This is a genomic window from Nocardioides sp. (assembly GCF_036267815.1).
GTDB lineage: Bacteria > Actinomycetota > Actinomycetes > Propionibacteriales > Nocardioidaceae > Nocardioides.
This window is the reverse complement of sequence record NZ_DATAVI010000063.1, coordinates 81,369-100,932: the sequence shown is the minus strand read 5'-3', so window position 1 is coordinate 100,932 and position 19,564 is coordinate 81,369. Positions and strand designations below refer to the sequence as shown.

The 19,564-nt window shown below is 70.8% G+C and carries 21 protein-coding genes; all 21 read left to right on the top strand.

Annotated elements, in window-relative coordinates; all coding sequences use genetic code 11:
* The first annotated feature begins 2 nt into the window (after positions 1-2).
* The 21 genes from VHW64_RS13865 to VHW64_RS13765 all read left to right on the top strand — a co-directional run bounded on the left by VHW64_RS13865 (position 3) and on the right by VHW64_RS13765 (position 19,501).
* Positions 3-1,310: a homoserine dehydrogenase gene (locus tag VHW64_RS13865; protein WP_329651156.1), complete on the top strand. Its 1,308-nt coding sequence runs from the start codon at positions 3-5 to the stop codon at positions 1,308-1,310.
* A complete protein-coding gene (gene thrC, locus VHW64_RS13860) occupies positions 1,307-2,386 on the top strand; it encodes a threonine synthase (protein WP_329651234.1) in 1,080 nt (359 codons plus the stop codon). The genes VHW64_RS13865 and thrC overlap by 4 nt, the downstream gene beginning before the upstream one ends.
* Positions 2,383-3,279, top strand: a complete 897-nt coding sequence (gene thrB, locus VHW64_RS13855; RefSeq protein WP_329651155.1) for a homoserine kinase — start codon at positions 2,383-2,385, stop codon at positions 3,277-3,279. Before thrC ends, thrB begins: the two co-directional genes overlap by 4 nt.
* Positions 3,280-3,525: 246 nt before the next feature.
* Positions 3,526-5,328: a transcription termination factor Rho gene (gene rho, locus VHW64_RS13850; protein ID WP_329651154.1), complete on the top strand. Its 1,803-nt coding sequence runs from the start codon at positions 3,526-3,528 to the stop codon at positions 5,326-5,328.
* 312 nt (positions 5,329-5,640) lie between these two features.
* A complete protein-coding gene (gene rpmE / locus VHW64_RS13845; protein WP_329651153.1) occupies positions 5,641-5,883 on the top strand; it encodes a 50S ribosomal protein L31 in 243 nt (80 codons plus the stop codon).
* Between the two features lie 91 nt (positions 5,884-5,974).
* The gene (prfA, locus tag VHW64_RS13840) at positions 5,975-7,051 is read left to right on the top strand and encodes a peptide chain release factor 1 (RefSeq protein ID WP_329651152.1); all 1,077 of its coding nucleotides are present in this window, start codon (positions 5,975-5,977) and stop codon (positions 7,049-7,051) included.
* A complete protein-coding gene (prmC, locus tag VHW64_RS13835) occupies positions 7,048-7,902 on the top strand; it encodes a peptide chain release factor N(5)-glutamine methyltransferase (protein ID WP_329651151.1) in 855 nt (284 codons plus the stop codon). Before prfA ends, prmC begins: the two co-directional genes overlap by 4 nt.
* 34 nt (positions 7,903-7,936) lie before the next feature.
* Positions 7,937-8,605, top strand: coding sequence for an L-threonylcarbamoyladenylate synthase (locus tag VHW64_RS13830; protein WP_329651150.1), 669 nt, complete (start codon positions 7,937-7,939; stop codon positions 8,603-8,605).
* 45 nt (positions 8,606-8,650) lie between these two features.
* On the top strand, positions 8,651-9,793 hold the full coding sequence (locus tag VHW64_RS13825) for an MraY family glycosyltransferase (protein WP_329651149.1): 1,143 nt from the start codon (positions 8,651-8,653) through the stop codon (positions 9,791-9,793).
* A gap of 355 nt (positions 9,794-10,148) precedes the next feature.
* Positions 10,149-10,364, top strand: coding sequence for an AtpZ/AtpI family protein (locus VHW64_RS13820; RefSeq protein ID WP_329651148.1), 216 nt, complete (start codon positions 10,149-10,151; stop codon positions 10,362-10,364).
* Between the two features lie 9 nt (positions 10,365-10,373).
* On the top strand, positions 10,374-10,850 hold the full coding sequence (locus tag VHW64_RS13815; RefSeq protein ID WP_329651147.1) for a hypothetical protein: 477 nt from the start codon (positions 10,374-10,376) through the stop codon (positions 10,848-10,850).
* Positions 10,847-11,722 carry a F0F1 ATP synthase subunit A gene (gene atpB / locus VHW64_RS13810; RefSeq protein WP_329651146.1) on the top strand — a complete coding sequence of 292 codons (876 nt, stop codon included), beginning with the start codon at positions 10,847-10,849 and terminating at the stop codon, positions 11,720-11,722. Before VHW64_RS13815 ends, atpB begins: the two co-directional genes overlap by 4 nt.
* An 81-nt stretch (positions 11,723-11,803) precedes the next feature.
* Complete coding sequence (locus VHW64_RS13805) at positions 11,804-12,049, top strand: F0F1 ATP synthase subunit C (RefSeq protein ID WP_329651145.1); 246 nt, start codon at positions 11,804-11,806, stop codon at positions 12,047-12,049.
* A gap of 52 nt (positions 12,050-12,101) precedes the next feature.
* Complete coding sequence (locus tag VHW64_RS13800) at positions 12,102-12,632, top strand: F0F1 ATP synthase subunit B (RefSeq protein ID WP_329651144.1); 531 nt, start codon at positions 12,102-12,104, stop codon at positions 12,630-12,632.
* Entirely contained in the window at positions 12,632-13,441 is an 810-nt protein-coding gene (locus VHW64_RS13795) for a F0F1 ATP synthase subunit delta (protein ID WP_329651143.1), read from the top strand. Before VHW64_RS13800 ends, VHW64_RS13795 begins: the two co-directional genes overlap by 1 nt.
* Before the next feature lie 36 nt (positions 13,442-13,477).
* Positions 13,478-15,121, top strand: a complete 1,644-nt coding sequence (gene atpA / locus VHW64_RS13790) for a F0F1 ATP synthase subunit alpha (RefSeq protein ID WP_329651142.1) — start codon at positions 13,478-13,480, stop codon at positions 15,119-15,121.
* Positions 15,122-15,123: 2 nt separating this feature from the next.
* Positions 15,124-16,038 (top strand): F0F1 ATP synthase subunit gamma, encoded by a 915-nt coding sequence (locus tag VHW64_RS13785; RefSeq protein WP_329651141.1) that lies wholly within the window; start codon positions 15,124-15,126, stop codon positions 16,036-16,038.
* 14 nt (positions 16,039-16,052) lie between these two features.
* Positions 16,053-17,510: a F0F1 ATP synthase subunit beta gene (atpD, locus tag VHW64_RS13780; protein WP_329651140.1), complete on the top strand. Its 1,458-nt coding sequence runs from the start codon at positions 16,053-16,055 to the stop codon at positions 17,508-17,510.
* Between the two features lie 11 nt (positions 17,511-17,521).
* Complete coding sequence (locus tag VHW64_RS13775) at positions 17,522-17,854, top strand: F0F1 ATP synthase subunit epsilon (protein WP_329651139.1); 333 nt, start codon at positions 17,522-17,524, stop codon at positions 17,852-17,854.
* Between the two features lie 46 nt (positions 17,855-17,900).
* Positions 17,901-18,338 (top strand): DUF2550 domain-containing protein, encoded by a 438-nt coding sequence (locus VHW64_RS13770; protein WP_329651138.1) that lies wholly within the window; start codon positions 17,901-17,903, stop codon positions 18,336-18,338.
* Entirely contained in the window at positions 18,233-19,501 is a 1,269-nt protein-coding gene (locus VHW64_RS13765) for an MFS transporter (protein WP_329651137.1), read from the top strand. The genes VHW64_RS13770 and VHW64_RS13765 overlap by 106 nt, the downstream gene beginning before the upstream one ends.
* The last annotated feature ends 63 nt before the right edge of the window (positions 19,502-19,564 follow it).

Below are 19,564 nucleotides of genomic sequence, written 5' to 3'. Positions count from 1 at the left end.
CGATGAAACGCCTCAACGTCGCCGTGCTCGGGTGCGGCGTGGTCGGGTCCCAGGTGGTCCGGCTGCTCCTGGAGCACGCCGGCGACCTCGAGGCGCGGGTGGGGGCGCCGATCTCGCTGGCCGGTGTCGCCGTCCGCCGCACCGAGGTGTCTCGCGATGTCGAGGTGCCCGCAGGCCTGCTCACCACCGACGCCGCCGCCCTGGTCGCGCGCGAGGACGTCGACCTCGTCGTCGAGGTGATCGGGGGGATCGAGCCGGCGCGCTCGCTGATCCTCGCCGCGCTGGAGAACGGCGCGAGCGTGGTCACCGCGAACAAGGCGCTGCTCGCCGAGGACGGTCCGACGCTGTTCGAGGCGGCCGCGAAGGCCGACCGCGACCTCTACTTCGAGGCGGCGGTGGCCGGCGCCATCCCCATCCTGCGACCCCTGCGCGAGTCGCTGGCCGGCGACCGCGTGACCCGGGTGCTGGGGATCGTCAACGGCACCACCAACTTCATCCTGGACCGGATGGACACCTCGGGTGCAGGCTTCGAGGAGGCGCTCGAGGAGGCCCAGGAGCTCGGCTACGCCGAAGCCGATCCGACCGCCGACATCGAGGGGTTCGACGCCGCGGCCAAGGCCGCGATCCTGGCCAGCCTCGCCTTCCACTCCCGCGTCACCGCGGCCGACGTCCATCGCGAGGGCATTGCCGACGTCACCGCGGCCGACATCGCGTCGGCGAGCCAGATGGGCAGCGTGGTCAAGCTGCTCGCGATCGCCGAGCTGGCCGCCACGACGAGCTCCGCGGAGACCGCGGGCGTCTCGGTGCGCGTCCACCCGGCGATGATCCCTCGGTCGCACCCCCTGGCCAGCGTGCGCGAGGCGTTCAACGCCGTCTACGTCGAGTCCGACGCGGCGGGACAGCTGATGTTCTACGGGCCCGGGGCGGGCGGGGCGCCCACAGCCAGCGCCGTGCTGGGCGATCTGGTGACGGTCGCGCGCAACCGCCTGGGCGACACCCGGGGTGCCGGCGAGTCGGCGTATGCCGACCGCGTGGTGCTGCCGATGGGGGAGACCATGACGAGGTACCACCTCGCGGTCGACGTCGACGACCGGGCCGGCGTCCTCGCCGAGATCGCCACGGCGTTCGCCGAGGAGGACGTCTCGATCCAGACCCTGCGACAGGAGGGGCGTGGCGCCGACGCCCAGCTCGTCGTCGTCTCTCACGAGGCGACCGACGCTCAGCTGAGCCGGACCGTCGAGCGGCTCCGGGGGCTGTCCTGCGTGCGCGAGGTGAGCTCGGTGATGCGTGTCGAGGGGATGGCCGACTGATGACCACGACGGCCCACCAGTGGCGTGGGGTGATCGAGGAGTACCGCCCCTATCTCGACCTGCTGCCCGACGACCTCGAGCCGGTGACCCTGCGCGAGGGCGGCACCCCTCTGGTCCACTCGGGCTGGCTCTCGGACCGTGCCGGTGGCGACGTCTGGCTCAAGGTCGAGGGCGACAACCCGACCGGCTCGTTCAAGGACCGCGGCATGACCGCGGCCATCTCCGTCGCCCTCCACGACGGCGCCGCGGCCGTGGTGTGTGCCTCGACGGGCAACACCTCCGCGTCGATGGCGGCCTACGCGGCGCGCGCCGGCCTCACCTCGATCGTGTTGATGCCCGAGGGCAAGATCGCGGCGGGGAAGATCGCCCAGGCGGTCGTGCACGGCGCCGTGATCGTGATGGTCCGCGGCAACTTCGACCTCTGCCTCGAGCTCGCCCGCACCCTCTCCTGGACCTACCCGGTGGCCCTGGTCAACTCCGTCAACCCGGTGCGCCTGCAGGGGCAGAAGACCGCGGCGTTCGAGGTCGTGGACTTCCTGGGTGACGCCCCGGACGTCCACCTGCTCCCGGTCGGCAACGCCGGCAACGTCACGGCGTACTGGCTGGGCTACGAGCAGTACGCCGCGCTGGGGCGCAGCACCCGCAAGCCGCGGATGCGCGGCTTCCAGGCCGAGGGAGCGGCACCGCTGGTCACCGGTGAGCCGTTCCCGGACCCCGAGACGAAGGCGACCGCGATCCGGGTCGGCAACCCCGCGTCGTGGAAGCAGGCCGTGGCGGCTGCGCGCGAGTCCGGGGGGCGCTTCCGGGCCTTGAGCGACACCCAGATCCTCACCGCCCAGGCCGAGCTCGCCCGTCGCGACGGTGTCTTCGTGGAGCCCGCCTCGGCAGCGGGCGTCGCGGGGCTGCTCGCGGACCTCGCCTCGGGCGAGTCGTACGCCGGCCTCACCGTCGTGGTGACGGTGACCGGGCACGGGCTGAAGGACACCGCCACCGCCCTGGAGTCGGTCGGCGACGTCGTGGACGCCGTGATCGACCCCGACGTCGAGCAGGCGGCAGCCGCGGCGGGCCTGCGGTGAGCTTCGTCCCGGGGGCGGTCCGGCTCACGGTGCCGGCCACGAGCGCCAACCTCGGGCCGGGCTTCGACTCGCTGGGGCTGGCGCTGGACCTGCGCGACGAGCTGACGGCCGGTGTCATCGCGGCCGGGCTGGAGGTGGACGTCGTCGGCGAAGGGGCCGGTGAGCTGCCCACCGACGGGTCTCACCTCGTCGTCCGCGCGATGCGGCTGGCCTTCGACGCCCTGGGCGGCCAGCCGCCGGGGATTCGGCTGACCTGCCGCAACGTCGTCCCGCACGCGCGCGGCCTCGGCTCGTCGTCGGCGGCCATCGTGGCCGGGGTCAACCTGGCCCGGGCCCTGGTCGACGACGGGCGTAGCCGGCTGCCCGACCTGGCCGCGTTCCAGCTGGCCGCGGAGCTCGAGGGCCACCCCGACAACGTCGCGGCGGCGTCGTTCGGCGGGCTGACCGTGGCCTGGCGCGAGGAGGGCGCCTTCCATGCCGCCCCGGCGCAGGTCGCGCCAGGCGTGCGTGCCGTCGCCCTGGTGCCACCCACCGCGGTGAGCACCGAGGCGGCCCGGGCCCTGCTGCCCGCGACGGTGCCGCACGTCGACGCCGCCGCCTCGGCCGGGCGGGCCGCACTTCTCGTCGCCGCGCTCGGCACCGGCTGGACCGCGAAGCTGCACGACGCCACCCGCGACTGGCTGCACCAGGAGTACCGGCGCTCGGCGATGCCGGAGACCCTCGACCTCGTCGACGGACTCCGCGCGGCCGGACACGCCGCGGTGATCTCGGGTGCCGGCCCCTCGGTCCTGGTGCTGACCGACGGCGCAGGGCAGGCCAAGCTGCGTCCCTTCGCGCCGTCGGGGTGGCAGGTGCTCGAGCTCGAGGTCGGCACCGGCGTCCACCTCGGCTGAGCGAGGGTTCGCGAGGTCGCCGAGCGTGGACGGGAATGCCGCGACGTGTCGGACCCGGTGCTATCGTGGCCGTGCCTCCGGGCGGCGACGCAGCACTGATGGTGCCCCACAGCCCGAGCACCCCCTTCCCTCCACGGCGCAGTCGCGCACGCCAATGCATGCGCCACGCCCCGGCGGTGGGGAAGCACCCAACCAGCGGCCTCCGGCAGTCAGTCGGACGGCACTGAGACGTGGGAAGGACCTCACGTGACGGACACCTTCGAATCCACCCCGAGTGGCACGTCCGGCAGCACTGCCGACGCCGCGCCCGCGAAGAAGAAGACGGGTGGACTCAGCTCGATGCTGCTGGCCGACCTCAAGTCGATGGCTGGCGGCCTCGGCATCCGTGGCGCCGGCTCGATGAAGAAGGCGCAGCTGGTCGACGCGATCAAGGCGGCCCAGTCAGGAGCCAACGCGAGCGCTCGCGCGACCCGGTCCGACAGCCAGGGCGACGACCAGCGTGAGCAGCGAGATGGCGCGAGCGCCGCGCGCCGCGACGAGGGCCGCCCTCGACGCGAGGAGTCCGAGCAGGACCAGCGCGGCACGCGGACCCCGACCCGGGACAGCGAGCAGCAGGAGCAGGCTCAGCCCCAGGAGCGGAGCCAGGGCAAGGACCAGGGCAAGGACCAGGGCAAGGACCAGGGCCAGGGCAAGGACTCGGGTCAGTCGAAGGGCCAGGCCAAGGAGCAGGGCAAGGACTCGGGTCAGTCGAAGGACCAGGGCCAGGGCAAGGACCAGAGCCAGGGCAAGGAGCAGTACGACGCCGCGGACGGCAGCCGTCGCAGCCGGCGGCGCCGCGGGCGCGACCGCACCGCGCGTCCGCAGTCGAGCAGCCAGCGCGGCGAGCCGGACACCACGATCCTGGACGACGACGTCCTGACCCCGGCGGCCGGCATCCTCGACGTCCTGGACAACTACGCGTTCGTCCGCACCAGCGGCTACCTGCCCGGCGTCGATGACGTCTACGTCTCGCTGTCGATGGTGCGCAAGTACGGCTTGCGGCGGGGCGATGCGATCGTCGGACAGGTGCGCCAGCCGCGTGACGGCGAGCGCAAGGAGAAGTTCAACCCCATGGTGCGCATCGACTCGGTCAACGGTGCGGACCCCGAGACGGCCAAGAACCGCGTGGAGTTCGCCAAGCTCACCCCGCTCTACCCCAGCGAGCGACTGCGGCTGGAGACCGAGCCGGGCAACCTGATCGGGCGCGTCATCGACATCGCCTCGCCCATCGGCAAGGGCCAGCGTGGCCTGATCGTCTCGCCGTCCAAGGCCGGCAAGACGATGATCATGCAGTCGATCGCGAAGTCGATCACGACCAACAACCCCGAGTGCCACCTGATGGTGGTCCTGGTCGACGAGCGGCCCGAGGAGGTCACCGACTTCGAGCGCTCGACCAAGGGCGAGGTCATCTCCTCGACGTTCGACCGTCCCGCGGTCGACCACACCACGGTCGCCGAGCTGGCCATCGAGCGCGCCAAGAGGCTCGTCGAGCTGGGTCACGACGTGGTCGTGCTCCTCGACGGCATCACCCGGCTGGGCCGGGCCTACAACCTCGCCGCGCCCGCCTCCGGCCGGATCCTGTCCGGCGGCGTCGACTCCGCGGCGCTCTACCCGCCCAAGAAGTTCTTCGGCGCTGCCCGCAACATCGAGAACGGCGGCTCCCTGACCATCCTCGCCACCGCCCTGATCGAGAGCGGCTCGAAGATGGACGAGGTGATCTTCGAGGAGTTCAAGGGCACCGGGAACATGGAGATCAGGCTGCGCCGCGACTTCGCCGACAAGCGGCTCTTCCCCGCCATCGACGCGGTCCAGAGCGGCACCCGTCGTGAGGAGCTGTTGATGAGCAAGGAGGAGCTCCAGATCGTGTGGAAGCTGCGCCGCGTGCTCTCGGGCCTCGACGGCCAGCAGGCTCTGGAGCTGCTCCTCGAGCGACTGAAGCGCTCCCAGACCAACATCGAGTTCCTCATGCAGGTCCAGAAGACCACCCCCGGAGACATCGCCGACGACTGACGTCGAGCAGCCCACAGCGTCACCCACCACAACGCCGACCCGGCCCGACGTCACCCCACAGCGCCCCGGCGACTCCTGCGGGGCTCGGTGGCTCCACGGTGCCCTTGGTCCTGCCGACGTCTCAGGCCCACCGCGGGCCGCTCCGCACACGCTCCACAGGAGTTCGCCGGGGCGCTGTGGGGGTGACGTCGTGCCGGGAATCCGGCGATTACCCGCGGCGTTACAGCCGGTGGCAGAATCGCCCCTTGGCTCCGGTTCACCGTGCCGGCGCACCAGCGCCCACGGACCCGGCGGCCGTGAAAGGACACCACCATGAAGAAGGACATCCACCCGGAGTACCGCACCACCGAGGTGACCTGCACGTGTGGCAACACGTTCACCACGCGCAGCACCGCGGCGAGCGGCGTGATCCACGCCGACGTGTGCTCCAACTGCCACCCGTTCTACACGGGCAAGCAGAAGATCCTCGACACCGGCGGGCGCGTGGCCCGCTTCGAGGCGCGCTACGCCAAGGTCAAGAAGGCCGACGAGCAGAAGGCAGACGCCTCCCAGTAGCACCGCGAACGGCGCTGCCCCCCTCCATGGGGGCGGCGCCGTTTCGTCTGAGCGCAGCAACCGGGCTGTCGGGGCCGTGACTGGAGGAGCGATGTTCGAGGTCGTCGAGAGCCTGCTCGGTGAGCATGCCGAGCTCGAGGCGCGACTCGCGCTGCCCGAGACCCACGCCGACGCCCGCACGGCGAAGACGCTGAACCAGCGCTACGCCGAGCTCACCGCGATCATCACCACCTGGCGCGAGTGGCAGCAGGCGGGCGAGGACGTCGTCGCGGCCCGCGAGCTGGCCGCGGAGGACCCGGCGTTCGCAGGGGAGGCCGACTCGCTGGCCGCCCAGCGGGAGGCCGCCGAGGAGCGGCTTCGGCGGCTGCTCGTGCCTCGCGACCCTGCCGACGACAAGGACGCCATCCTCGAGATCAAGTCGGGGGAGGGCGGCGAGGAGTCGGCGCTGTTCGCCGGCGACCTGCTGCGGATGTACACCAGGTACGCCGAGCGGGCGGGCTGGTCGACCGAGGTCCTCGACGCGACCGGGTCCGACCTCGGCGGCTACAAGTCGGTGACGGTCGCCATCAAGGCCCGGCACGCCTCGGAGCCCGGGCACGCGCCGTACGGCCTGCTGCGGTTCGAGGGCGGCGTCCACCGGGTGCAGCGGGTTCCGGTGACCGAGTCCCAGGGCCGGGTGCACACCAGCGCGGCCGGCGTGCTGGTCATGCCCGAGGCAGAGGCGGTCGACGTCCAGATCGACGAGCACGACCTGCGCATCGACGTCTTCCGCAGCAGCGGGCCCGGCGGCCAGAGCGTCAACACCACCGACTCCGCCGTGCGGATCACCCATCTGCCGACCGGCATCGTGGTCAGCTGCCAGAACGAGAAGAGCCAGCTCCAGAACAAGGAGCAGGCGATGCGGATCCTGCGGGCCCGCCTGCTGGCCGCGGCCGAGGAGGAGGCCGACGCGGCCGCCGGCGAGGCCCGTCGCAGCCAGGTCCGCACCGTCGACCGGTCCGAGCGGATCCGCACCTACAACTACCCGGAGAACCGCATCTCCGACCACCGCACGGGATACAAGTCCTACAACCTCGACCAGGTGCTCGACGGAGACCTCCAGCCGGTGGTCGACTCCTGCCTCGAAGCGGATCTGGAGTCCCGGCTGGCCTCGGTCGAGGGCGCGTGAGCAGGCCTGCCGACCTGGTGGCCGGCGCCGTCAGCCGGCTGGGCGCGGCCGGCGTCGAGTCGCCCGACCACGACGCGCGCGCCCTGCTCGCGCACGTGCTGGGCGTCGAGCGCGGACGGCTGCCGCTCGTGGACGACGTCGCGACCGGGCAGGCCTCGACGTACGCCGCGCTGGTCGAGCGCCGGGCCGCGCGCGAGCCGCTCCAGCACCTCACCGGGGTGGCGTACTTCCGGCACGTCGAGCTCGAGGTCGGGCCGGGCGTCTTCGTGCCGCGTCCCGAGACCGAGCTGCTGGCCGGCTGGGCGATCGAGGAGGCCCGGCAGGTCGAGCAGGCCACCGGCTCCTGCCGCGTCGTCGACCTCGGCACCGGCTCCGGCGCGATCGCCAAGGCGGTCAAGGACGAGGTGCCGACGGCCGACGTGCACGCCGTCGAGCTGGACGAGGGCGCCCACGCCTACGCCGTCCGCAACCTCGCGGGCACCGGGGTCGACCTGCGCCAGGGCGACCTGGGGGAGGCCTTCGCGGACCTGGAGGGCGGCGTCGACGTGGTGGTCAGCAACCCGCCGTACATCCCCCACGAGGCCTGGGAGTCGGTCGCGGTCGAGGTCCGTGACCACGACCCGGCCCTGGCCCTCTACGCCGCGGGGGACGGTCTCGGCACGATCCGGGTCGTCGAGCGTCGCGCTGCCCGCCTGCTCCGGGCGGGCGGTCAGGTCGGCGTCGAGCACGCGGACGTCCAGGGCCGCAGCGCTCCCGCGGTCTTCAGCGCGGCGGGACCCTGGGAGCAGGTGCGCGACCATCTCGACCTGACCGGGCGTGCGCGCTTCCTGACCGCGCGACTGGCACGATGAGCCTCACCACGAGCACCGACGAACGCGAGGCCCGATGAGCACGACCTACCCGACCGGGTCGGAGTCCGAGCGCGAGGCCGCCGTCGAGGCCGCCGCGCAGGCGGTCCAGCGCGGTGAGCTGATCGTGCTGCCGACCGACACCGTCTACGGTGTCGGAGCCGACGCGTTCGACCACGACGCCGTGCAGGCGCTGCTCGACGCCAAGGGCCGCGGCCGCGAGATGCCCCCACCGGTGCTGGTCAGCGCGGCGACGACCCTGGCGGCCCTGGCGACCAACCTGCAGAGCTACGTCGAGGCGCTCACCGAGGCGTTCTGGCCGGGGCCGCTCACTCTCGTCTGCGAGCAGCAGCCGTCACTGACCTGGGACCTCGGCGAGACGCGGGGCACGGTCGCGGTCCGGATGCCCGACCACGAGGTCGCGCTGGCCCTGCTGGAGCGCACGGGCCCGATGGCGGTGAGCTCGGCCAACCTCAGCGGCCTGCCGGCGGCCACCGAGGCCGCCGCCGCGGCGGGGATGCTCGGCGACCACGTCGAGGTCGTGCTCGACGACGGCCCATCGCCCAGGGGCGAGGCCTCCACGATCCTGGACGTGCGTCTCTCCCAGCCACGGCTGCTGCGCCGCGGGGCGCTGGGAGTCCCCGAGCTGAACGACGTGCTGCAACCCCTGGGGTGCACCGTGGTCGAGGACGAAGCACCTCAGTGAGCCGGAGTGAGGCGGGCCTGATCGTGCGAGGAACGGCGCTGCCGCGTGCGTGAGTACCTCCTGGTCTTCCTGGTCGCGGCCGCCGCGACCTACCTGCTGACCGTCATCGCCCGCGAGATCGCGGTGCGGACCGGCGCCGTAGCCCGGGTGCGCGACCGCGACGTCCATGCCCAGCCGGTGCCCTACCTCGGCGGACTGGCGATGCTGGGCGGCCTCTGCGCGTCGTACCTCGTCGCCCGTCAGCTGCCGTTCCTGTCGACGCACGGCGGCCCGTTCGTCTTCCACGACGCCCGCATCGTCTTGATCGCGGGCGCCATGATCTGCGCGGTCGGCACCCTCGACGACCTCTTCGAGCTCGACGCGCTGACCAAGCTGGGTGGCCAGGTGCTGGCCGCGGGGTTCCTGGTCCTCAACGGCATCCAGTACCTCTACTTCCCCCAGGGACACGGCGGACAGTTCGCGCTCGACCCCGCCCAGGGCGCGCTGCTGACGGCGTTCGTGATCGTGGCGACCATCAACGCGGTGAACTTCGTCGACGGTCTGGACGGGCTGGCGACGGGGGTGGTCGGCATCGGCGCCATCGCCTTCTTCGTCTTCTGCTACCAGCTGCTGCGCCTCAACAACGCCTCGCTCGCCTCCACCGGGGCGCTGCTCAGCGCCATGCTGGCGGGGGCCTGTGTGGGGTTCTTGCCCCATAACGTCAACCCGGCCCGCGTGTTCATGGGCGACAGCGGCTCGATGCTGATCGGGCTGGTGCTGTCGGCCAGCGCCATCACGCTGACCGGGCAGTTCTCCGGCACCGAGCTGAGCAAGGGTGCGATGGGCTCGCCCGCGAGCCTCGCCCCGACCTTCCTGCCCCTCGCCCTGCCGGTCACCCTGCTCGTCGTCCCGATCGTCGACCTGGTGCTGGCCGTGATCCGTCGCACCCGGCGGGGCCAGGCGTTCTACCACCCGGACAAGGAGCATCTGCACCACCGGCTGCTCGAGATCGGCCACTCCCAGCGGCGGGCCGTGCTCATCATGTGGATGTGGGCGGCCCTGGTCGCGGGGAGCACGGTTGTGATCAGCCTCTACACGGGGCCGTTGATGTGGTCGCTGATCACCGTGGCGGCCGTGCTGACCGTGATCCTGACCTTCCTGCTCCCGATGCTCCACCGCCGCCGCGCGGCCGCGGTGGCATCGTCCTGACCGGCTCGAGCAGCGCCCGGCCGGCACTCGGACCGCATTCGCACAGGGCCTGAGAAGGGGCTGAGAGGGGCCTGAGCCAGGCCTGACCGCCCCCGGGGCTGGCGGCGTCCCGGACGCTTGTGCTACTTTTCACAAGCACCCCGCCACCGAGCAGAGCAGGCCGCCAGCCCATGACGACCGACCGCCTCCAGCCCCGTTCCCGGGCCTCCGTGCGCACGGGTGCCGGCCTCCTCCCCGCGACATTCGCGACGCCGAGTCGCTGTGATAGTTTCCGAGCGTCGTCGAGGCCCCGTGGAGCGTGCGTCGGCGATGTTGGCTTTTACGACCTAGACACCCCTGAGAGCGACCTGAGTGGATGGCCGATGGAGACCCCGACCCGACCCTTCGGGGTCGCGATCTCGTGGGCCTCGGTGGGGTGCTGGCTGCGGCGGTCGTCGTCGGCCTGGTCGTCGGGCTCCTGGTCGACCATGCCGCCGGCACGTCGCCGGTCTTCACCCTCGTCGGCATCGCGCTCGGGATCGCGGCCGCTGCCGCGGCCTTCTGGGCACGCGTGCGGAGCGCGCTGCGATGAGCGTGCGTCATGACCGACCTCGTCCGGGGAGCCGGCGTGGCTGAGCCCGACACGACCTCCGGGCCGAACCCGCCGCTGGACCCGCAGCTGTTGGGCCCGGCGACGCTCGGCCGGGTGGTCCGCGACCAGCGCAAGAGCATCGTGGTAGCCGTGGTCCTGGCCGTGGCCGCCTACTGGGTGCTGGGCCAGCTCGACGAGTGGGTGCTCGCGGGCTGCATCGCCGCCGGTGTCGGTCTCGGGCTGCTCAACCACCTCGCGACCGAGTACTGGCTGCTGCGCCTGATCACCTCCGGCGAGCAGCCGACCCGCAACCGGCTGGCGATGTCGACGTTCGCCCGGCTGCTGGTGCTGTCGGTGATCGCGGTCGGCATCGCCGTGCTCTTCTGGCCCGACGGCATCGGGCTGCTCCTCGGCCTGGCGATCTTCCGGCTCATCGCGCTGGTCATGACGGGGCTGCCCCTGTTGAAGGAGTTGAAGCAGCAGTGAGCACTCACCTTCCCGCGATCCTGCCCGGCGCCGTCGACATCCACCCCGGCGAGCACCCCACCGGGCACTTCCTGGGCATGACCTGGAACCTCGACACGATCTGGGTGACCGTGGTCGCCGGGCTGGTCGTGTGCCTGCTCGGGCTCTGGGCGCGCAACCAGCTCACCAAGCAGACCCCCGACGGCGTCCCCACCAAGCTCCAGCTGGTCTGGGAGACGATCATCTCCCAGGTGCAGACGCAGGTGGAGGACAACCTCGGCAAGATCAATCCCTACGTCGTGCCGCTGGCCGTCGCGCTGTTCTTCTTCATCCTGATCGCGAACTGGCTGGAGGTCATCCCGACCGAGCCCAACAAGCACATCCACCTGCTGCCCTCACCGACGGCCGACACTAACCTCACCTACGCCATGGCAGCCATCGCGATGGTCTCCGTGTGGGTCTACGGCGTGCGCACCCGCGGTCTGGGCGCCTATCTCAAGCACTTCGTCGGCGCGAGCATCTTCCCGGACAAGAAGTTCGTCGATCTCCTCATCCGCACCGTGTTCACGTTCCTGGAGGTGCTGCAGGACCTCCTCAAGCCGATCACGTTGGCCCTTCGACTCTTCGGCAACATCTTCGCCGGCGGCATCATGATCGCGCTCATCGGATCGCTCGTGCAGTGGCTGCCCGTCAACCTTCCCGTGGGCGGAGTGCTGGCCGTGGTGTTCGGTGTCATCTGGAAGCTTTTCGACACGCTGTTCCTCGGCGGAATCCAGGCCTTCATCTTCGCGCTCCTGACCGTTTTGTACTTCGGGATGGCCGGGGCGGGTCACGACGAGCACTCCGAGAACTCCGAAGAGTCCCAGCACGAATCCCCAGAACTCGCGGCCTGAGCCAAGGGGCCCGACCGCACCAGAGGTACACCCATTGCGCCGTGGAAGGCGCGGAACCAAGGAGACACAGTGGCAACCACCATGGAATCAGCCGTCAAGACGGCGGGCGCGTTCATCGGCGGCGGCCTCGCCCTCGGCGGCGGCGCGATCGGGGCCGGCATCGGTGACGGTCTCGCCGGCTCGTCGTACATCCAGGGCGTGGCGCGTCAGCCCGAGGCCCAGGGTCGACTCCAGACCATCTTCTTCCTCACCGTCGGTCTGGTCGAGGCGATGTTCTTCATCAACCTGGCCTTCATGGCGCTGTTCGTCTTCGTCCTGGGCAAGTGAGCGACCCGAGACACCCGGGGTGCACACCCCACCCGAAAGACAGGACTGACTGATGGACACCCTTGCCGGCAGCCGGATGCCTCTGGCGTCCAACTTCCTGGTCCCCAACGCGACGTTCATCGCCGAGGTCATCGCGTTCGGCATCATCATCTGGTTCTTGGCCCGCTTCGTCATCCCGCCGATCAACAAGATGATGGCCGACCGCCAGGAGGCGATCCGCAAGCGGTTCGCCGACCTCGACGAGGCCCAGGCAGACGCCCGCAAGGCCGAGGCGGAGTACAAGGAGCAGCTCAACAACGCCAAGCACGAGGCGGCCCGCATCCGCGAGGAGGCTCGGGAGCAGGGTGCCCAGATCGTGCAGGACGCGCGGGAGAAGGCGCAGGTCGAGCACGACCGCATCGTCGAGCTGGCGCACACCCAGGTCGAGGCCGACCGCAAGGCGGCGTTCAACTCCTTGCGCCGTGACGTGGGCAGCCTCGCCACCAACCTGGCCGGACGCATCGTGGGCGAGTCCATGGACGACGACGAGCGCCAGTCCCGCGTGGTCGAACGCTTCCTGGCCGACCTGGAGGAGGCCCGCTGATGGACCTCCGGGGAGCTTCCGCCGAGGCGCTCGCGGCGCTCACCGAGCAGCTCGACGACGCCACCACCGGCAAGGCCGCGGCCGCGACGCTCGGTGACGAGCTCTTCACGGTGAGTGGGCTGCTGCGCGGCGAGGCCGGCCTGCGCCGGTTCGCGACCGATGCGTCGCTGCCGGCCGAGGCCAAGCAGGGCATGGTGCAGCAGGTGTTCAAGGGGCGCCTCGGCGACCCCGGCCTCGGCCTGCTCACCGACGCCGTGGGCCGGCGCTGGACCCTCTCGCGTGACCTCGCCGACGTGCTGGAGCGACTCAGCGAGATCGCCGCGGTCCGCTCGGCCGGCTCCGACGCCAGCGAGGTGGGCGACCAGCTCTTCGAGCTCTCCGGCATCATCGACGCCAACCCCGACCTCCGCTCCGCCCTGTCCGACCCGGCGCGCTCGGTCGACGACAAGGCCGGGCTGCTCGGCTCGCTGCTGGAGGGCAAGGCCCTCCCGGCGACGATCACCCTGGCGACGCAGGCGCTGTCCGGCACCTACGGCCCGGTCACCGTGGCCCTGGCCACCTACCGCGAGGTCGCGGCCGCCACGCAGGGCGAGGCCGTCGCCACGGTGCGCGTGGCCCGTCCCCTGAGCCGGGCCGACCAGGACCGGCTCGCCCGGATCCTCGGCACGCAGTACGCCACGACCGTCCACCTCAACGTCGTCGTCGACCCCGACGTCCTCGGCGGGATCCGCGTCGAGATCGGCGACGAGGTCATCGACGGCACCATCGCCAGCCGGCTCGACGACGCCCGACGGCGTCTGGTCGGCTGAGAGAACTTCGAGAAGAGACTAGAGAGTAGGGATGAGATGACGGAGCTCACGATCCGTCCGGAGGAGATCCGCGACGCGCTGACCAAGTACGTCGAGGACTTCAAGCCCGAGGCGGCCAGCAAGGAGGAGGTCGGCACCGTCGCGCAGTGTGCCGATGGCATCGCCCGCGTCTCCGGCCTGCCGTCGGCGATGGCCAACGAGCTGCTCGAGTTCGAGGACGGCACCCTCGGTCTCGCACTGAACCTCGACACCCGCGAGATCGGCGTCGTCGTCCTCGGTGACTTCGACAAGATCGAGGAGGGCCAGACGGTCCGGCGTACCGGGGAGATCCTCTCGGTGCCGGTCGGCGACGCCTTCATGGGCCGCGTGGTCGACCCGCTCGGCACCCCGATCGACGGCCTCGGCGACATCGAGTCCGACGAGCGTCGTGCCTTGGAGATCCAGGCGCCCGGAGTGATGCTGCGTCAGCCGGTCAAGGAGCCGCTCGCGACCGGCATCAAGGCCATCGACGCGCTGACCCCGGTGGGTCGCGGGCAGCGTCAGCTGATCATCGGTGACCGCTCCACGGGCAAGACGACGATCGCGGTCGACACGATCATCAACCAGAAGCAGAACTGGGCCACCGGAGATCCGCAGCAACAGGTGCGGTGCATCTATGTCGCGATCGGCCAGAAGGGCTCGACAATCGCGGCGGTGCGCGGCGCCCTCGAGGAGGCCGGCGCGCTGGAGTACACCACGATCGTGGCCTCGCCGGCGTCCGACAGCGCGGGCTTCAAGTACCTCGCTCCCTACACCGGCTCGGCCATCGGCCAGCACTGGATGTACGACGGCAAGCACGTCCTGATCGTGTTCGACGACCTGACCAAGCAGGCCGAGGCCTACCGCGCGGTCTCGCTGCTCCTGCGGCGCCCGCCCGGTCGCGAGGCCTACCCGGGCGACGTGTTCTACCTGCACAGCCGCCTGCTGGAGCGCTGCGCGAAGCTGTCGGACGAGCTCGGTGCCGGCTCGATGACCGGCCTGCCGATCATCGAGACCAAGGCCAACGACGTGTCGGCCTACATCCCGACCAACGTCATCTCGATCACCGACGGCCAGATCTTCTTGCAGTCCGACCTGTTCGCCTCCAACCAGCGGCCGGCCATCGACGTGGGTGTCTCGGTGTCCCGGGTCGGTGGGAACGCCATGACCAAGGCCATGAAGAGCGTGACCGGGTCGCTCAAGGTCGAGCTCGCGCAGTTCCGGGCGATGGAGGCCTTCGCGATGTTCGCCTCCGACCTCGACGCGGCGTCGCGGCAGCAGCTCGACCGCGGCCAGCGGCTGATGGCGCTGCTCAAGCAACCGCAGTACTCGCCGTACCCGCTGGCCGAGATGACCGTCTCGCTGTACCTCGGGACCTCGGGCAAGCTCGACCGGGTCCCCACCGACGACGTCCTGCGCTTCGAGCAGGACTTCCTGGACTTCCTGGCGCGTCAGCACAAGGACGTCCTCGACGGCATCCGCGAGTCGCGCGTCTTCGACGACGCGACCGAGGAGAAGGTCGCGGCGGCGTACGACGAGTTCCTCGACCAGTTCGAGACCTCCGACGGTGAGTCCATCAAGCCGGGTACCGAGGCCAAGGCGGACCCGGTCACCGACGAGGAGCTCGAGCAGGAGCAGATCGTCAAGCAGAAGCGGGGCTGAGGATGGCTGTATCGCTGCGTGAGTACCGCGCGCGGATCCGCTCGGTCGAGTCGACCAAGAAGATCACCCGCGCCATGGAGCTCATCGCTGCCTCTCGCATCATCAAGGCGCAGCAGCGGGCCCAGCAGGCCGCGCCGTACGCGCGCGAGCTGACCCGGGCCGTCACCGCCCTGGTGACCTACTCCAACGTCGACCACGCCCTGACCACCGAGCCCGAGAGCGCCGACCGGGCTGCGGTCCTGATCGTCACCAGCGACCGCGGGCTCGCCGGCGCCTACTCCTCCAGCGTGCTCAAGGAGGGGGAGCGGCTCGCCGAGCGGCTCCGCGGCGAGGGCAAGGAGGTCGTCACCTACCTCACCGGGCGCAAGGGCGAGGCCTACTACCGGTTCCGCGGTCGCGACGTCGCGAAGAGCTGGACCGGCTTCTCCGACCAGCCGCGCTACGAGAACGCCAAGGAGATCGGCGAGTCGCTGATCGAGGCGTTCACCGCCGACAAGGACGACCCCGCGCACGTGGACGAGGTGCACCTGGTCTACACCCAGTTCCGGTCGATGCTGGTGCAGGAGCCGCACGACGTGCGGATGCTGCCGCTGGAGATCGTCGAGAGCGACGAGCGCCCCGAGAAGGACGAGGTGCTCCCGCTGTACGAGTTCGAGCCGTCTGCCCAAGAGGTGCTGGACGCGCTGCTGCCGAAGTACGTCCAGAGCCGCATCTTCTTCGCCCTGCTCCAGGCCTCGGCCTCCGAGCTGGCCGCTCGACAGAAGGCGATGAAGTCAGCGACGGACAACGCCGAGGAGCTCATCAAGAAGTACACCCGCATCGCCAACCAGGCCCGGCAAGCGGGGATCACCCAGGAGATCAGCGAGATCGTCGGTGGCGTGAACGCGCTGGCCGACGCCAACGCCGCCAGCGAGTAAGTGAGTGGAGAGACATGACTGCCACGGTTGATGAGAAGAACGCCGACGCCACCGAGGGCGCGGGTGGCCGGATCGCCCGGGTCATCGGCCCGGTCGTCGACATCGAGTTCCCTGTGGACTCGATGCCCGACATGTACAACAAGCTGGAGTGCGAGTTCGAGCTCGGCGGCGACAAGCACGTGCTGTCCCTCGAGGTCGCCCAGCACATCGGGGACGGCATGGTCCGCGCGATCTCGCTCCAGCCGACCGACGGTCTGGTCCGCGGTGCGGTCGTGACCGACACCGGCGGCCCCATCTCGGTCCCGGTCGGCGACGTGACGCTGGGCCACGTGTTCAACATGCTGGGCGAGCCGCTCAACCTCACCGAGGGCGAGAAGTTCGAGGTCAAGGAGCGCTGGGGCATCCACCGCAAGGCCCCGGCCTTCGACCAGCTCGAGTCCAAGACCCAGATGTTCGAGACCGGCATCAAGGTCATCGACCTGCTGACGCCGTACGTCCAGGGCGGCAAGATCGGCCTGTTCGGGGGCGCCGGCGTGGGCAAGACGGTGCTGATCCAGGAGATGATCGCGCGCGTCGCCCGTGACCACGGTGGTGTGTCGGTGTTCGCCGGAGTCGGTGAGCGCACCCGCGAGGGCAACGACCTGATCCAGGAGATGACCGAGGCCGGCGTCATCGGCCAGACCGCGCTGGTGTTCGGCCAGATGGACGAGCCGCCGGGCACCCGTCTGCGGGTCGCCCTGTCGGCGCTGACCATGGCGGAGTACTTCCGCGACGTGCAGAACCAGGACGTCCTGCTCTTCATCGACAACATCTTCCGCTTCACCCAGGCGGGCTCCGAGGTCTCCACGCTGCTGGGCCGGATGCCCTCCGCCGTGGGCTACCAGCCCAACCTCGCCGACGAGATGGGCACGCTCCAGGAGCGGATCACCTCGACGCGAGGTCACTCGATCACCTCGCTCCAGGCGATCTACGTGCCGGCCGACGACTACACCGACCCGGCACCCGCGACCACGTTCGCCCACCTCGACGCCACCACCGAGCTGTCCCGCGAGATCGCCTCGCTGGGCATCTACCCCGCGGTCGACCCGCTGACCTCGACCTCGCGGATCCTCGACGCGCAGTACATCGGGCAGGAGCACTACGACTGCGCGATCCGGATCAAGCAGATCCTCCAGCGCAACAAGGAGCTCCAGGACATCATCGCGATCCTCGGTGTCGACGAGCTGTCCGAGGAGGACAAGATCATCGTCAGCCGGGCGCGCCGTATCCAGCGGTTCCTGTCGCAGAACACCTACGTCGCCAAGCAGTTCACCGGCCTCGAGGGCTCGACGGTGCCGGTCGCCGAGACGGTCGAGGCGTTCAACAAGATCGCCGACGGCGAGTACGACCACGTCGCGGAGCAGGCGTTCTTCATGTGTGGCGGCCTCGACGACGTCGAGCGCAAGTGGGACGAGATCCAGAAGAGCCTGTGAGGGTCTAGGAGATGGCGAAGACGATGCAGGTCTCGCTCGTCGCGGCCGACCGTGAGGTCTGGTCCGGCGAGGCGACCGTGGTCAACTGCCGGACTCTGGCCGGCGAGATCGGGATCATGGCCGACCACACCCCGGTGATGTCGGTGCTGGCCGCCGGTCAGGTCGACGTCCGCACGGTCGACGACGGTCACTGGGTGGCGGCGGTCGACGGTGGGTTCGTCTCGGTGGCGGGCAACCACGTCCGCCTGCTGTGCGAGTTTGCCGAGCTGTCCCACGAGAGCGACTTCGAGGAGGCCAAGCGCCTGATGGAGGAGCGCAAGGCCGCGCTGGAGGGCCAGGACTGAACGCGCTCCCGGCGCATCTGAGCGGGGGCTGACAGGAGAGGGAGCGTTGCCCATCTGGGAGAGGCTGCTGGAGTCGGCAGCCGTCGTGCTCCTGCTCGTGCTGTTCCTGGGCGTCGCCCTGATCCTGCGTCGACGCCTGCTCTCACGCCACGGTGGCACCTTCGAGCTGAGCTACCGCGCCCGGGCGACCAGCTCGGGGCACGGCTGGCTGCTGGGCCTGGGCAGGTACGCCGGCGACTCCTTGGAGTGGTTCCGGATCTTCTCGCTCTCGCCCCGTCCCAAGCGGGTGTGGGCGCGACGGACCCTGGTCTTCGTCGAACGCCGTCAGCCCGAGGGCGTCGAGCAGCTCTCGCTCTACCCCGGACACGTGGTGATCCGGTGCGAGACCCCGACAGGGGTCGTCGAGCTGGCGCTGGGCTCGTCCTCGTTGATGGGCTTCCAGTCCTGGCTCGAGGCCGGCCCGCCCGGCGCCCAGCACCTGTGACCCGCGTCCCGGCCACCACCGCTCGCAACGCGGTGGCCCTGGTCTTCGCGCTGAACGGGTTCTGCTTCGCGACCTTGGCCTCCCGGGTCCCGGACCTGCGCGGTTCGCTGCACCTGACCAACGGCGAGCTGGGCAGCGTCCTGCTAGCGATCGCGGTCGGTGCCATGGTCGGGATGCCGGCCAGCGGTCACCTGATCGACCGGTGGGGTGCTGGTGCGGTCCTGAGGCTCGGCGCCGGTGCCGACCTGGCCGGCCTGGTTGTGGCCGGCCTGCTCGTCACCGCCGGATCGGCACCCGGAGCAGCCGCGGGCCTGTTCGTCTACGGCGTGGGCGCCGGCGTCTGGGACGTCGCCATGAACGTCGACGGCGCGGCCGTCGAGCGCGAGCTGGGCCGCAGCATCATGCCGCGCTTCCACGCCTGCTGGTCGCTGGGGACCTTCACCGGCGCGGGAGTGGGCGCGGTGGCCGCGGGACTCGGCGTACCCGTGGCCGTGCACTACGCCGTCGTCCCGGCGCTGGCGGTGGCGGTGGCGCTCGTGGCCAGCCGGCGGCTCCTGCCCGCGGCGCAGGCCGAGCACGCGCGCGTGGACGGTCCGTCGCGGTCGGCGTGGCTGGAGCCGCGGACCTTGGCCATCGGCTTCATGGTGCTGGCCTTCACCCTCGCCGAGGGCTCCGCCAACGACTGGCTGGCCCTCGGCCTGGTCGACGGCTACGACGCCCGACACTGGGTCGGCGTCCTGGGCTTCGCGCTCTTCGTCGCGTCGATGACACTGGGGCGCCTCGGTGGCCCGGTGGTGCTCGACCGCTACGGGCGCGTGCGCTCGATGCTGGTCTCGGCTCTCGCAGCCACCGTCGGCGTCCTGGTGGTGGTCTGGTCCGGGGTCGCCGCCTTCGCGGTGCTCGGCATCGTGCTGTGGGGCTTCGGCGCTGCACTGGGCTTCCCGGTCGGGATGAGCGCCGCCGGCGACGACCCGGCCCGCTCCGCCCGGAGGGTGGGTGTCGTGTCGACCATCGGGTACGGCGCGTTCCTGGCCGGCCCGCCGTTGCTGGGCTTCCTGGGCAACCACGTCGGCACCCTGCACGCGCTGCTCGCCATCCCGGTCGCCATGGTGCCGGCCGCGGTGCTCGTCACCTCGGTCCGCCGCCCCCTCCAGCCTCGTTGAGTTGGCCCGGAGGGCCAACTCAACGAGGCTGGAGGGCCAACTCAACGGGGGCGTGGCAGAGTT